General features: G+C 60.6%; 13 protein-coding genes. 8 read left to right on the top strand and 5 right to left on the bottom strand.

Annotated elements, in window-relative coordinates:
- The first annotated feature begins 61 nt into the window (after positions 1-61).
- From tssI to AB4O23_RS22930, 4 genes are read left to right on the top strand one after another with little or no spacing between them, the layout of a single operon-like run.
- Complete coding sequence (tssI, locus tag AB4O23_RS22945; RefSeq protein WP_460150268.1) at positions 62-2,080, top strand: type VI secretion system tip protein TssI/VgrG; 2,019 nt, start codon at positions 62-64, stop codon at positions 2,078-2,080.
- The gene (locus AB4O23_RS22940; protein WP_065876532.1) at positions 2,080-2,916 is read left to right on the top strand and encodes a DUF4123 domain-containing protein; all 837 of its coding nucleotides are present in this window, start codon (positions 2,080-2,082) and stop codon (positions 2,914-2,916) included. The genes tssI and AB4O23_RS22940 overlap by 1 nt, the downstream gene beginning before the upstream one ends.
- Entirely contained in the window at positions 2,909-3,688 is a 780-nt protein-coding gene (locus AB4O23_RS22935; protein ID WP_217856066.1) for a hypothetical protein, read from the top strand. The genes AB4O23_RS22940 and AB4O23_RS22935 overlap by 8 nt, the downstream gene beginning before the upstream one ends.
- Positions 3,689-3,701: 13 nt before the next feature.
- On the top strand, positions 3,702-5,852 hold the full coding sequence (locus AB4O23_RS22930; protein ID WP_460116640.1) for a lipase family protein: 2,151 nt from the start codon (positions 3,702-3,704) through the stop codon (positions 5,850-5,852).
- A gap of 9 nt (positions 5,853-5,861) precedes the next feature.
- On the opposite strand, the gene codA is transcribed toward AB4O23_RS22930, so the two are convergent.
- The 5 genes from codA to AB4O23_RS22905 all read right to left on the bottom strand — a co-directional run bounded on the left by codA (position 5,862) and on the right by AB4O23_RS22905 (position 11,381).
- Entirely contained in the window at positions 5,862-7,097 is a 1,236-nt protein-coding gene (gene codA, locus AB4O23_RS22925) for a cytosine deaminase (protein ID WP_017526744.1), read from the bottom strand.
- A gap of 27 nt (positions 7,098-7,124) precedes the next feature.
- A complete protein-coding gene (locus AB4O23_RS22920) occupies positions 7,125-8,330 on the bottom strand; it encodes a PucR family transcriptional regulator (RefSeq protein ID WP_017526745.1) in 1,206 nt (401 codons plus the stop codon).
- Complete coding sequence (gene codB, locus AB4O23_RS22915) at positions 8,327-9,595, bottom strand: cytosine permease (RefSeq protein ID WP_017526746.1); 1,269 nt, start codon at positions 9,593-9,595, stop codon at positions 8,327-8,329. Before codB ends, AB4O23_RS22920 begins: the two co-directional genes overlap by 4 nt.
- A gap of 273 nt (positions 9,596-9,868) precedes the next feature.
- Positions 9,869-10,225 (bottom strand): 6-carboxytetrahydropterin synthase QueD, encoded by a 357-nt coding sequence (gene queD / locus AB4O23_RS22910; protein WP_017526747.1) that lies wholly within the window; start codon positions 10,223-10,225, stop codon positions 9,869-9,871.
- A 76-nt stretch (positions 10,226-10,301) separates the two neighbouring features.
- Positions 10,302-11,381, bottom strand: coding sequence for a patatin-like phospholipase domain-containing protein (locus tag AB4O23_RS22905; protein WP_065876535.1), 1,080 nt, complete (start codon positions 11,379-11,381; stop codon positions 10,302-10,304).
- Between the two features lie 156 nt (positions 11,382-11,537).
- On the opposite strand from AB4O23_RS22905, the gene AB4O23_RS22900 reads away from it, so the two are divergent.
- The 4 genes from AB4O23_RS22900 to AB4O23_RS22885 are packed head-to-tail and all read left to right on the top strand — an operon-like array spanning position 11,538 to position 14,135.
- Positions 11,538-11,840: a PepSY domain-containing protein gene (locus AB4O23_RS22900; protein WP_017526749.1), complete on the top strand. Its 303-nt coding sequence runs from the start codon at positions 11,538-11,540 to the stop codon at positions 11,838-11,840.
- Entirely contained in the window at positions 11,840-12,151 is a 312-nt protein-coding gene (locus AB4O23_RS22895; RefSeq protein WP_017526750.1) for a PepSY domain-containing protein, read from the top strand. Before AB4O23_RS22900 ends, AB4O23_RS22895 begins: the two co-directional genes overlap by 1 nt.
- Complete coding sequence (locus AB4O23_RS22890; RefSeq protein WP_017526751.1) at positions 12,151-12,819, top strand: response regulator transcription factor; 669 nt, start codon at positions 12,151-12,153, stop codon at positions 12,817-12,819. The genes AB4O23_RS22895 and AB4O23_RS22890 overlap by 1 nt, the downstream gene beginning before the upstream one ends.
- Positions 12,816-14,135 carry a sensor histidine kinase gene (locus AB4O23_RS22885; RefSeq protein WP_065876536.1) on the top strand — a complete coding sequence of 440 codons (1,320 nt, stop codon included), beginning with the start codon at positions 12,816-12,818 and terminating at the stop codon, positions 14,133-14,135. Before AB4O23_RS22890 ends, AB4O23_RS22885 begins: the two co-directional genes overlap by 4 nt.
- The last annotated feature ends 132 nt before the right edge of the window (positions 14,136-14,267 follow it).

Genomic DNA, 14,267 nt, shown 5'->3' with positions numbered 1-14,267 from the left:
GCTGTATGGCCGAGGGGAAGTATTTCAATTCAGCAATAAAAAAGATGGCGGGTAACAACGGATGGTTAACGCGTTTGTTTCGTCACGTTTCAACTTTATCGTTCCAGGAATAGAGACAGACTTTCAGGTGCTTGCGTTTAAAGGCCACGAGGTCATCGATCAACCGTTTTTCATTCAGGTGCAGGTGCTCAGTGAGAACCCCAGCCTGGACCTGGAAGCACTGCTTCATCAACCCGCCTATCTCGATTTTGGCGAAGGGGCAGAGGGGCTGCACGGGCAGGTTTACGCGATCGGCCGCGATGACCCCGGGCGCCGACTCACCCGGTATCGCCTGACGCTGGCACCGCGCCTGGCCAACCTGGCTCATCGGCGTGACCAGCGGATTTTCCAGCAACGCAGCGTGCCCCAGATCATCGCGGCAGTCCTTGAACACCACGGCATCCTGGCCGACGCCTACGTGTTCGAACTGAGGCCGGTGGTTTATCCGCCGCGTACGTTTTGCGTGCAATACGCGGAAACCGATCTGCATTTCATCCAACGGCTGTGCGCGGAGGAGGGTATTCATTACCACTTCCGCCACAGCGACGACGCGCATGTACTGGTGTTTGGCGATGACCAGACCGTATTTCGCCGCTTGCCCTTGCAGCGTTACTCACCTGTCGGAGGGCCGGCGGCCGAAACGCAGGTTATCCAGCGTTTCGATGTGCGCCTGGCCACGCGCAGCCGGCAAACGGTGCGACGCGATCATGATTTCGAGCATCCTTCCCTGCGCTTGCAGGACACGGCAGGCGACGCTTCGATACAGCCTCTTGAAGACTACCACTACCCCGCAGGTTTCAAGGGCCGTGCAAGGGGCGGGCGCCTGGCTCGCAGGGGGCTCGAGCGCCATCAGAGCGACCGCCATCGAGCATTGGGCAGAAGCGATCTCCCGGCGCTGCGCAGCGGGCATTTCCTGGAATTGCGCGATCACCCGGACCCATCCTGCAATGACCTGTGGTTGATTACCTCGGTACGTCACGAGGGGTATCAGCCCCAGGTGCTGGAGGAGGCGACAGGTGAGGTTGAAGGGTTCCAGGGGTATCGCAATCGCTTCAAGGCGACACCCTGGCGCGCGACCTATCGACCGCCCCTCAACCACCCCAAGCCGACCATCAATGGCAGCCAGACCGCAACGGTAACCGGGCCTGCCGGTGAAGAGGTGCATTGCGACGCGTATGGCCGGGTCAAGGTGCGCTTTCACTGGGACCGGCTGGACAAGTCCGATGACAAAAGCAGTTGCTGGATACGGGTGGCGTCCAGTTGGGCCGGTGACGGGTTTGGCGCAACGGTGATCCCGCGGGTGGGCATGGAAGTGTTGGTGACATTCCTGGAAGGCGACCCGGACCAACCGTTGATCAACGGATGCCTACCCAATGCCTCGCATCTTCCCACCTACCCCTTGCCGCAGCACAAGACCCGCAGCGTCCTGCGTAGCCGCAGCACCTTGGGCGGCGATGGTTGCAATGAGTTGTACCTGGAAGACCGCCACGGTGAAGAGCTCATCTACTTGAGGGCCCAACGAGACTTGGAACAACAGGTGGGCCATGACAGCCGCCTGGAGGTGGCGGGGGCGCGGCGGGAAATCATTCGCGGCTTGAGCACGGTTCACCTGGAAAACGACGAGCATCGCCATGTCAGCGGAGATCGCACGGTGGTTCTGGGGGCTAACGATCACCTGGATGTGCAGGGCGACAGCCGTACGTATGTGGGGCAGACCGTGGAGGTTGAAGCCGGCCAGCAGATTCACCTCAAGGCCGGTGCCCGGCTGGTGATCGACGCAGGCGCACAACTGAGCTTCATGGCCGGTGGAGAGCACCTGGTTATCCAGGCGGGGGGTATTTTTTGCAGTCGCCCTATCACCCTCGGCGGTGCGCCGTGTGCAACCTCATCAACAAGTGTTCCATCGGCGGTCGAGGGGCCGAAAGTCGCCGCCGCACAAGGCGCCATCATGACCTTGGCCAGGCAACTGGGCGCGGACTTCTGCCCTGTTTGTGAGCGCTGCCGCGAAGGGCTGTGCGAGCTCAGTGAAAGGGTAGCCTGATGAACAACCTTCCAAACCAATGGATGGCCCAACAACAACAGGCGGGACGCTGGCTGTGCCTGGTGCTTGAGGGCGATAACGCGGCACGCCAACCCATGATGGCCACCCGCGAGTTATCAGGGTATTGCAACGTTTACGCGCAAACGCCGCTGGCGGAAATGGTCATGGCGGGCCCGGTGATCCTGCTGCTGGATCAGGTGAACGAAGCGGCGCTGCGTGATCTGTTAACGCAGCCGGAAACGAATTGGGGCTGGCTGGGCAGCCTGCCAACCGCTGACTTGACGGCCGTGACTCGCCACTGGCGTAACCGGATGCTGCTCGGGTCGCCAGGTAACCAGTCGCTGTACCGCTTTCACGACAATCGCACGCTGGCACGTGCAGTGGCTTATTTGCCATTGGAGCATCGGCCGGCCTTCCTCGGCCCATTGCTCAGCGTGTGCTACTGGCACGAAGACCGCTGGCACACTGCCGATAATCCCGCTCCAGACGAGTACCCGGTGCCCGATCCCGCCCCTTGGCTGAACACGCCCAACCCAAACGCCGGCGCCATTCTGCACGCCAATATCCTGCGCTACCTGCTGGCTGAACACAGTGAAGACCTGGTTGTGCTGGTCGAGTCTCAAGACCCCAAAGTCTGGTTGACCCACGTGTTGGAACAGGCTCGCGCCTGGCAATGGACCCGGCCCGAACAATTGGAATTTTTAGTCGTACGCAGGTTGGAAGAGGCTACGCGCAGCAGTGTGATTTGCTGGCAGCCAAAGGTTGGCGAAACCCCCGAAGATCATTTCGAACGAGTGGTGCGGCAGTGGTGTTTGATGGAGAACAAGGATGAATAGACAAGTTTTAGGCGTGCTGTTTGCACTGGGTATCACCGGGCTTTTTGGGTGCGTGGGGCGGCCGGTTGACAGCTTCACGCTGGAGGTGGATTTGCCGGCGAATTTTAAACTCAAAACTGCCGCCAATTACCGACCAGCGACCGGGGAAACGTGCACCTTGCCACAGCGTCGAGGCAAGAGGCCTGAGCGCAAGGTATTTTTTACCGATTACACACCAGTGGCCCATCGGCTGAGTTATCAACTGCCGCTGACGGAAACTGTCAATGGATGCCCGTTGGTATTGCGAGGGGTGGAGTTCGATGTATATGCGAAGTGGGGGAGTCGCGATTCAGATCTTGACGGGGATCTGGGCAGTATCGCAATTTTGGATCGCTCCGATATCCATTCATCGGAAATGCCAGATTCAGGTGTTCAGCAGTTGCCTGGGCAGTGTCAGTGGTTATTTCGGACGGTGGGGCCCAAGCAGGCAATCATAAAACTTCTTAAATGCAATTCGCTGGACGCCTTGGGCCAACTGCAAAAAACACCCATTGGTGGTTTGGCGCAACGAGATCAGCTAGCGGGGAAAACCCTCAGGATGGCGCTGAGGGTAATTGATGAGGAGGCGCCCGCTATCGACGATAACTGGGTAGCCGTTCCGGATGGTTGGAAGCGCTGCAAAGGGAAAAGCTTCGAAGACCCGTACGCTTTCTGCAACGGTAATGTCACCGACTTTAAACCTATAAAAATGCCGGATGGTCGCACCTGCGAGGTTTATCCATCCTGCAAGTAAAAAGGAGAAATTCATGAAGCTTGACGCACGGAAGCAACCTTTTTTCAGTGATATAAAACCTGCCTGCTCGTTGCGAGGGCATTGGATCAGTTTTTGTTTGGTTGATGAGTTCGGAGCAGGCTCTTCATATGGGGGGCTGCCGTACACCCTCTACGACAGTGTTGGGCAACACTATAAAGGACGCTTGAATGGGGACGGCTTTGCCAAACTAACGGATAGTTACTGTGGCCCGGTGGTTCTGGTTTTTGACGATCTTTATTCAGGGACGGCGCAACCCTATGAGTACTTAATGACGCGCTCCACTTATAAGCTTCCTATTACAGAACTTCAGTATCGCGCAGAAAGAACTCGATTTGCTGCGGCGGATGGTCGGCGCGTTGAAAGTAATCCCGCTCGACAGCAGGCCAATCGGTTCTATCAGGTCGAAGTACGCGATCTGGTCAGGCATGTCGCACACTTGCCTCCCATCGCGCCCCGGACTCACCAGCCCCCACGGCATGCCCTGAAAATGCTGGCCGACCTGGGCTTCGGCCCACCCCAGTCAACGTTATCGGGCATCGTCTTATTCCCCAACAACCACACCGCTCTGGAAGTACGGCCGCTGCGTTCGTTACGTCCGCTACTTTCCACTGAAGACAAATTCTGCGCCTTGAACTTGTATCATTTGGCATTATTCGCAGCATTGAGTTACTGCAATTTCGGCCAGGAGCCACCAGAGAAGCCTTTGGATAAAGTTCATTTTCCACTGGGCCCGAGCGTTGGAAATCTCTTTGCCGAACAGCTTTCGGGGTACGACGAGGCCTGGCGGATTGATCCTGAACAAACTCAGCGTTTTTATCCGCTCTACGAAGACGTTCCTTACTCCAGGCGTTTTGAAATTTTGCCCTTCGATCCCGAGTTGTATCCACAAAATCGTCCAGAGCTTGAGGAACAACAGGAATACCCTTCGCGCCTGCACTTCTTTGATGACGAAAAAGACGGTACCGACACCCAGGCGTTCATTACTCACCACGATGAGGTCATCCTGATAGCCGTGCGTGGTACTGCCAGCCCAAGCGACGGATTGCGCGATGCCAACGCTCATCAGACACCTTTTACCGAAGGCGTCGGTAAGGCTCACGAGGGGTTCTATCAGGCTTATCGGGCGATGCGTGATTTTGTGCTGCGATACCTCAACCAATTTTACACAGCCCAACGAATAGTCATCTGTGGCCACAGCCTCGGCGGTGCCATTGCGTTGCTGTTGGCAGAAGGTCTGCGCAGAATACCGGAGGCCAACTACAACATCCTCCTCTACACCTACGGCGCCCCGCGTGCCGCCGACTCCGAATTCACTGTCGGCGCATCCGCTCTGGTCCACCACCGTATCGTCAACCACAACGACCCCGTTCCCAGCGTCCCGGCGCCCTGGATGAACACCACCGCCAAGCTCTGGATCCCTGGCGCCGTCACGTTATTCAGCGCTCCCGCCGCCGGAGGCCTGTTGTTCGCCGCCGACCTGGTGCGTTTCGGCGGCAACCCCTACCAACACCATGGTGAACAACAGCATTTCATGCCGATCATGCTGCCGGATGGCACGCATTCATCGGTGTTGTGGAGGCCCGGATGTGAGTCCATTGAAGAGGCCGGTCGTAATCGGGCGTTGCATGCGCGCGGCGATATGCCTGAGCGCGACGGGTTGATCAGGCAGTTGGTGCAATACAAGCAGCACTTCATGACCGCCAGCTACATCCCGGCTGCCTGGGCCACATTGCGGCGCTGGCAACAGACCCTGGACAGCAACGTCCCGCTGGTGACCGAAAGAGAGTTTGAGTTGCTCGACCATGCCCTCGCGACCATGCGCAAGCAACTGCAAGACAAGCGGCGAGAATTGACTCGGCATCGACCGGCCAATGACCGGGCTTATGAACATCATGAGCCGTTGAATGCCGAAATCGAACGACTGCACCTCAGTCGCCAGCGCCTGCAAAGCCTGCGGTGGCGTCGTCTTGGGGCGCGCGATGTCTACGGCAGCCATGCTCACGCCGCGCACTTGCAACCGAGCCTCATGCGTTGGTTCAGCCATCGTGAAAACCGAGCACTGTCCCCAATCGCCAGCATTCCGCCCGTGACGGATAGCGATCGGGGCAGGGCACAAACGTTGGATATCGACTCCATCGTCTGATCACGGTGGTTACATAAACTCAACCTGGGCCGGCTGGCGTTTCATCAGTACTTTGCCGTTGCGAATCGAGTATAGCGGCAGGCCCTGGCTGCGAATCACCTCGTAGTCGCTGTGCGCCGAGAGGATCAGCAAATTGGCTGGCCGTCCGGGTTCCAGGCCATAACGATCACCCAGGGCCATCGCCTTGGCGCTGTTATCGGTCACCAGGTCGAGGGCGCTTTGCAGGTTGCGGTAGCCGAGCATATGGCAAATGTGTAAACCGGCTTCGAGCACCCGCAGGATGTTGCCGTTGCCCAGGGGGTACCAGGGATCGACGATGGAGTCCTGGCCGAAGCAAACATTCATGCCGGCTTCGAGCAGCTCGTTGACGCGGGTCACGCCACGGCGTTTCGGGAAGCTGTCGAAACGGCCTTGCAGGTGGATGCTTTCGGTCGGGCACGACACGAAGCTGATGCCGGAATGTCCCAGCAGGCGGAACAGTTTGGCGCAATAAGCATTGTCGTAAGAACCCATGGCCGTGGTGTGGCTGGCGGTGACAAGGGCGCCCATGTCGCGGCTTCGGGCCTCTTCGGCCAGCACCTCGAGGAAGCGCGAGTGCGGGTCGTCGGTTTCGTCGCAATGCACGTCCACCAAGCAACCGGTGCGTTCGGCCAGGTCCATCAGGAACTTCACCGAACTCACGCCTTGGTCGCGAGTGTATTCAAAGTGAGGGATGCCACCAATCACGTCGGCGCCCAGGCGAATGGCTTCTTCCATCAGTTCGCGGCCATGGTGGAACGACTCGATGCCTTCCTGGGGAAACGCGACGATTTGCAGGTCGATCAGGTGCGTGCTTTCTTCACGCACTTGCAGCATGGCTTTGAGCGCCGTAAGGTCCGGGTCGGTGACGTCGACATGCGTGCGTACATGTTGGATGCCGTGGGCGGCAAGCGCCTGGATGGTCTGCTTGGCGCGGGTCTTGGTGTCTTGCTGGGTGATGGTGGCTTTGCGTTCGCCCCAGCACTCGATCCCTTCGAACAGTGTGCCGCTCATGTTCCAGCGCGGTTCGCCGGCGGTGAGCGTGGCATCGAGGTGGATATGCGGTTCGACGAATGGCGGGATCACCAGATTGCCGGCCGCGTCCACATCATCGGCGGTTAAAATCGGCGCCCTGGTTTGTGGCGTGATGCTGGCGATCCGGCCGTTTTCCAGGTGCAGATCATGCAGGCCTTCATGGTTGCGCAGGCGGGCGTTGATGATGTGCATGGGCAAGTTCCTCTTGGCTAAAAACAATCAGGCAGACAGCCGCCAGATCATCAGGGCGATGCCGATGTCCAGGCGGTCATAGGCGTTATCCAGCGTCAGCCCGCACAGGGCTTCGATGCGCTGGACGCGGTGCGTCACAGTGTTGCGGTGCAGGGCCAGGCGCTGGGCGGCGGCCATCAGGTTACCATTCTCGTGAAACCAGGCTTCCAGAGTCGGCATCAGGCTGGGGCCATGGTGCAAGTCGTGGCGCAATAACGGGCCCAAGCGTTCATTGAGAAAGTGGTCGAGCAGGGCGCGATCACGCACGCCGCTGAGTAACTTGAGCACGCCCAGTTCGTCGTACACGCACAGCCCGGCGCGTTCGCTGAAACGCCGCGCGGCGGCCAACGCCTGGCGCGCTTCATCCTGGGCCTGGGCCAGGCGCGCAGGTGGGTGCGCGGCGGCGCTGAGGCCGGTAAACAATTTAAGCGGCGCCAGGCGCAGGTTCAGCGGCTTCAACCAGGTGGCCAATTGTTGGCGGTTAGCCAGGGCCGCAACCGCGTCGGGGGCCGGCAGCAGCAGTGTCCAATTCCCGGCCCGGCCCAATAACGGCAACCCCGCCGACCACTGACGTAGGCGGCGACTGATGCCGTCGTGTTGCTGAGCCAGGTGCGCTTCGACCTGTTGTGTATCGTTCTGGGCAAACAGCGACTCGCTGCCCTCCAATTGCAATTGCACCACCTGCCAATGCCCGTTGAGGGACATACCCAGTTGCGCGGCCCTGTGCAGCAGCACTTCCAGGGATTGAAAGTCACCGGTCAGCAAGCGTTCCAACACATCATGGCGCGAACGCCCCAACTGCTCGAACTGGATCAGCGCCGAGCCGATGGCTTGGGTTACCAGCACCATTTTCAACGAGTAGGGTTGCTCGATCAGCGGCATGCCCGCTGCGTGCGCGGCATCCAGCAGCCGCTGGGGTATCGCCTGGATATACGCCGGCCCGGTGAGAATCACCAGCCCGGCCACCTTGCGCTGACAGGCTTCTTGCAGCAATTGCAGCAAGTTCGCTTCATCCCGTGGGTGATTGATGCCGGTGACAAACACCAGCTCGCTGCCCAGCACCCACTCGGCGATCCCGCTGTTTTCCGCCACGTAGGGCCAGCGCACAGGGTTGTCCAGGCCTGCCTCGCCGGCGCGCAGGCGCATGGATTCAAGGCCAGGCAGGGCCAGCACATCGGCGACGGTCAGGCTCATGCTTGAGCGTCAGCCAATGGCGCACGCACACGTAGTACGGCCGTCAGCACGATGTAGGTAAGCGACGCGGCTGCGATCCCTACCAGCGGCGCGACCCAGGGCGAGTTGAATGCCAGCACGGTGCCCACGGCATAGGCCGCCAGCCCCGGCCAGTTGAACGCCGGCAGGCGAGCCTCGGCCAGGCGCGGGTATTGGCCACGATAGCGGTAGAAAAAGTCGGCCATGATCACCCCGCCAATCGGTGGTATCACCGTGCCCAGCAGGATCAGGTACGGCACCAGCATGTCGTACATGCCAAGCAGCGCCAGCAGGGTGCCGATCACCGCGCCGGCCAGGGTCACGGTCTTGCGGCGTTGGGTGCGCAACAGGTTGCAGCCGGCCACGGCGAAGTTGTAGATGGTGTTGTCCTGGGTACTCCAGATATTGAGCAGCAACATGGCCATCGCCGCCAGCGCAAAGCCTTGCAGCAGCAACACCTCGACCACATCCGGTTGTTGATAGACGATGGCGCCGTAGGCCCCGATCAGCACCATCAGGCCGTTGCCGATAAAGAAACCGATCAGGCTGGCCAGCACCGCGACCCTGGCCGAGCGCGAAAACCGCGTCCAGTTGGTGGCCTGGGTCGCGCCGCTGACGAAGGTGCCGAACACCAGGGTGATCGCCGTGGACAAATCCAATTCAGCGGTTGGCGTCACCGCCAGCAGGCCGTCCCAACCGCCGACTTTGGCCGTGGCGACCCACATCGACAGAAACAGCAGCAGCCCCATGGCTGGCACCGCGATGTAGGAAAGAATCTCCAGCCCGCGATAGCCCACGTAAGCCGTGGCGCAAAATACCAGGCCAAACACCAGCATCAACACCAGCACGTTGCCCTGGCTCAGTTCGAAGTACTTACCCAGCACCACGGCAGCCGTGGCGGTGCCCCAGGCGTACCAGCCGATCTGGGTGAAGCCGAGGATCAAGTCACTGAGCTTGCTGCCGACTTCGCCAAAGCACAAGCGCCCCATCAATACGGAGTTCAAGCCGCTCTTGAACGCGATATAACCCAGGCCCGCCGCGTAAATACCCAACAGCAGGTTGCCCAAGGCCACCACGCCGAGCATGTCGATAAAGCTGAACGCCACCCCCAGCTTGCCGCCGGCAAACATGGTCGCGGTAAAAAACGTAAAGCCCAGCAGCACCATGGCGGTGGATGCCAGGCCTTTGCGCGCATGCATGGGGACTTCGCTTAAAGGGTAATCGTTGCCCGGTTCTTGCTGCGTCATGTGCCGTGCTCCCTGAATGAGTGACGCAGGCCTATTGCACCGCCCGTGCCAAATCAGCAGCAGTGACGGGCGCACGGTGTGAGTTGTGCAGCGTGCACAGTATTTATAGCCAAACAGGCAAGAAATGCCGGAGGGAGTGTTCGCGCTGCCCAGTCGGGCACGAAAGCGGTGCAGGGGTGATACAAAATGGATCAGTCAAACGGTGGCTGCGTGGTAAATCATCTAGGCCGAAAAAAACCACCGCAAGGGTGGTTTTTTACACACATCGCAGGCTTATTCGCCGCGATAAATACAGCCACTGGTGCAGGTCTCGTGGATGCGAATTGCGCTGAGTTCCGGCAACAGGGGTTTGAGTTCGTTCCAGATCCACTTGGCCAGCACTTCGCTGGTCGGGTTTTCCAGGCCGGGGATGTCATTGAGGTAGTTGTGGTCGAGGCGTTCATAGAGCGGCTTGAAAATCGCCTTGATCTCCGAGAAGTCGCGAATCCAGCCGGTATAGGGATCCAGGTCGCCGCTCAGGTGGATAGCCACCTTGAACGAATGCCCATGCAGGCGCCCGCATTTATGGCCGTCCGGCACGTGCGGCAGGCGGTGGGCGGATTCGAATGTAAATTCCTTGAAGATTTCCACAGTATTTTCAGCTCGGTCAGGTATCTGGCAGCCGGCGAGTTTAACAGCTTGATCCCTCGCCGCGCATACCGCTCGGTCAAAGCGCCTGCAAGCGCTCGCCCAGCCCGCCGTTATCGGCCAACTGTAGGAACTCATCCCCCAGCCGCCGGCTCTCGCTCATCGCGGTTTGCCAGTATGTGTTGCGGCTCGCGTCATCGCCCACGAAGCGCTTGAAGTCGCTGCGGTCCGGCAGTTTGCCGTGGGGCAGGCGGGCCAAGTAGTCCCTGGACGGCGCCAGCAGCAACACATCCTGCAAGCCCTGTTGATTGCTGCGTCGCCACGGCAGGCCCTTGTCGAACCAGCCGGGGACGACCCGGTCGGTGAAGTGCGGGTACAGCACAATATCGTCGCCGTGGTAGGGCAGGTCGAGGTGGTAGTCCAGCAGGCCGCCGTCGCGGTAAGTGCCGCTGCCGGCGCCAGGCAGGTCGCGTACGCCTTGCATCACCATGGGGATCGAGCCGGAGGCCAGCAATGCCTGGCGCAGGTTGCCTGCATCCAATTCGACAAAGCGCGACGGAAAATCCTGCAGCGGATGCACCGGTGGCGGCTGGCGCGGGTCATGGATGATCAGCCGTTCGAAATGCCGCGACAGCCGCGCGCGGCCACGCAGGTTATCGGCGATCACCGAGGACAGGCCCAGGCCCAGGCGCCCGCGATGGTCATCGGCGAGCAGGCCGTGGCTTTTGACTACCATGATGTTCAGGCGATAGTCGGGGTTGTCCAGCACCCGCGCATCGCGGCCGGCCAGCAGGTCGTCGAGCATGCGCCGGCAGCTCTGGCTGACGTCGGCCATGGTCACGCCTTTGGCAAAGCGCTGCTCGTTGTACAGCCGGCCGAGGTCCAACAGGCCTTGTACCGGGTCGGGCAGGCAGGCACTGGCAAAGCGCCAGGAGCCGATGGACGCACCGATCAGCGCCCGTTCCCGTGGCGCGCGCGGCAGCCAGTCGCCGAACAGCGCCAGGTCCAGACCCTGGATACCCAGCGCCTTGGGGCCACCGGCCGCACCGGGCAGAATGCCGACGTCGGCAGGCGCAAGGCCCTGTTCGCGGATGCGCGCGAGGGCGCGTTTGCCGGCCTTGAGGGTCAGGGCGGGAAACTTGATGTGGATGGCTGTCATACCGGTCTCGATTGAAGCGAGGGGGCAGTATAGGAAATCTCGCGGGTTGTGGGAAAAGGCCTACGCGCAATTGCCATGGTGGCAATTCAGTTTCAGTTAAGTTGCAGCCGTTACCGTGGCGTGTGTAGGAATAACATCGCGTAACGGAGATTTATCATGAAACGCCTCACCGCTCTGGTCGCCGCCGTTATCATCGCCTGTGCGGCGCCCCAGGCCGGAGCCGTGGACCCGGACAAACCACTGGTCGTACCCGGCACTGTTACAATTGTCGCCTTTGACCAACTGGAAGCCACGGCCCTGGCCCTGCACCCCGGTTCTACGCTGCTGGACACCGACCTGGATGAGGCCTACGGCAAGTACGTTTATGAGGTCGAGCTGCAAGATCGCAACGGTATCGAATGGGACGTTGAATTGGACGCGCTCACCGGGCAGGTTCTCAAGAATCATCAGGATACGTAATGAAGGTAAATTTACGCACCGGCAGTCGGGTGGCACTGGTGCTTGTGGTGTTCTGCTCAAGTTTGCAGGCCCGCGACCTCAACCAGGACGAAGCCCTCGCGTTGCGCCAGCAGGGCGTGATCCTGCCGCTGGAGCAGCTGTTGCAGCAGGCCATGGCGCGCTATCCGGGCTCCCGTATGCTAGAGGCCGAGCTTGAGAAAAAACACGGCCAATATGCTTATGAAGTGGAGCTGGTGACCACCGAGGGTGTGGTGCGCGAGATCAAACTTGACGCTACCACCGGTGCGCTGATTAAAGATGAGGAAGACTGATGCGCCTGCTGCTGGTAGAAGACAATGTACCCCTGGCCGATGAACTGCTGGCCGGCTTGCAGCGCCAGGGCTATGCCGTGGACTGGCTGGCTGACGGGCGCGACGCCGCTTACCAGGGCCGCAGCGAACCCTATGATCTGATCATCCTCGACCTTGGCCTGCCCGGTTTGCCTGGCCTCGAAGTGCTGGCGCAATGGCGCGCCGCCGCGCTCGCCACTCCGGTGCTCGTGCTCACCGCCCGCGACTCCTGGGCCGAGCGTATCGAAGGGCTCAAGGCCGGTGCCGACGATTACCTGAGCAAACCCTTTCACCCTGAAGAGCTGCACCTGCGCATCCAGGCGCTGTTGCGCCGGTCCCACGGCCAGGCCAACCAACCCACCCTGCAAGCCGCCGGCCTGCACTTGGATGAAGGCCGCCAATGCGTGTTGCGCGGCGGCGAAGAGATCCAGCTCACCGCCGCGGAATTTCGCCTGCTGCGCTATTTCATGCTGCACCCCGAGCAGATCCTGTCGAAAAGCCACCTGGCCGAGCATTTGTATGATGGCGAGACCGAACGCGATTCCAATGTGCTGGAAGTCCACGTCAACCACCTGCGCCGCAAGTTGGGCCGCAGCGTGATCGAAACCCGGCGTGGCCAGGGTTACCGGTTTGGCGCCAACCCCGCATGAGGTCGATTCAGCGACGCCTGAGCCTGGGCCTGATCAGCGTGATGGTGGTCGTCGGTGTGGTGCTGGCGCAAACCAGCCTGTGGTTGTTCGAGGCCGGTTTGCAGCGTTACCTGGAAGCCGGGCTGCGTAACGACGCGGAAAACCTGTTGGTGGCGCTGGTGCGTGGGCCCAACGGCGTGCAGTTGGATGAGCAGCGTCTGTCGCCGGCCTATCAACGGCCGTTTTCCGGGCATTACTTTCGTATCGACTTTGCCGATGTGCACTGGCGTTCTCGTTCGCTGTGGGACCAGGAATTGCCCCAACTGCCCGAAGCCGGGCTCAAGGGCAACCTGCAACTGGGCCCCGAAGGCCAACAACTGCTGGTGCTGCGTTCGGACTACAAGCGCTTTGGCCACTCGATTTCCATCAGCGTGGCTCAGGACTACACACCGGTGCGGGAAAGTTTCCAGCTGATGCGTCAGATCGGCCTGGTGCTGGGCCTGGCGGCGCTGCTGTTGGTGTTGATCCTGCAACGGCTCACGGTGCGTCGCGCCCTGCGCCCGCTGGAAAACGCACGCAACCAGATCGCTCAGTTGCAACAGGGCCAACGCTCGCAACTCGACACCCAGGTGCCACAGGAGCTGGAGCCGCTGGTCGCGCAGATCAACCACCTGCTGGCCCACACCGAAGACAGCCTCAAGCGCTCCCGCAATGCCCTGGGTAACCTGGGGCATGCGCTGAAAACCCCGTTGGCCGTGTTATTGAGCGCAGCGTCAAGCGAGGCGCTCAAGGACCGCCCCGAACTGAGCCAACTGCTGCGCGACCAACTGGAACAAGTGCAGCAACGCCTCAACCGTGAACTCAACCGCGCACGGCTGGCCGGCGAAACCCTGCCGGGGGCGTTGTTCGACTGCGAAAAAGAACTGCCTGGCTTGCTCGCCACCCTGAACATGATCCACGGCGAACACCTGGACCTCAGCTACCACGCCGCCCCTGGCCTGTATCTGCCTTGGGACCGCGAAGACCTGCTGGAGCTGCTCGGCAACCTGCTGGACAACGCCTGTAAGTGGGCGGACGCCGAAATTCGCCTGAGCGTCAGCGATACCGGGCACGTTTACCTGCTGACGGTGGAAGACGACGGCCCCGGCATCCCCGAAGCCCAACGGGACCAGGTGTTCAGTCGTGGCGCGCGGCTGGACGAGCAGACTGAGGGCCACGGGCTTGGGTTGGGCATCGTGCGGGATATCGTCGAGGTGTGGGGTGGCGTGTTGCAATTGCAGGACAGTGAATTGGGTGGGCTCAAGGTGCTGATCGAACTGCCCAAGCGCCACGCCTGACATGCCCCCATCAAGCTGTGGGAAAAGTCTTCGTTCCCACGATGTGTAAAGGCATTCAATCCAAAATTGCTCCCTCAAGCCCTGCGGCGGATTTGCCAGACGGTTCAACGCCTGGCTCAGCCGTGGCGATCG

It is taken from the genome of Pseudomonas sp. H2_A10 (assembly GCF_054680085.1).
This window is presented reverse-complemented; position numbering and strand designations above follow the sequence as displayed.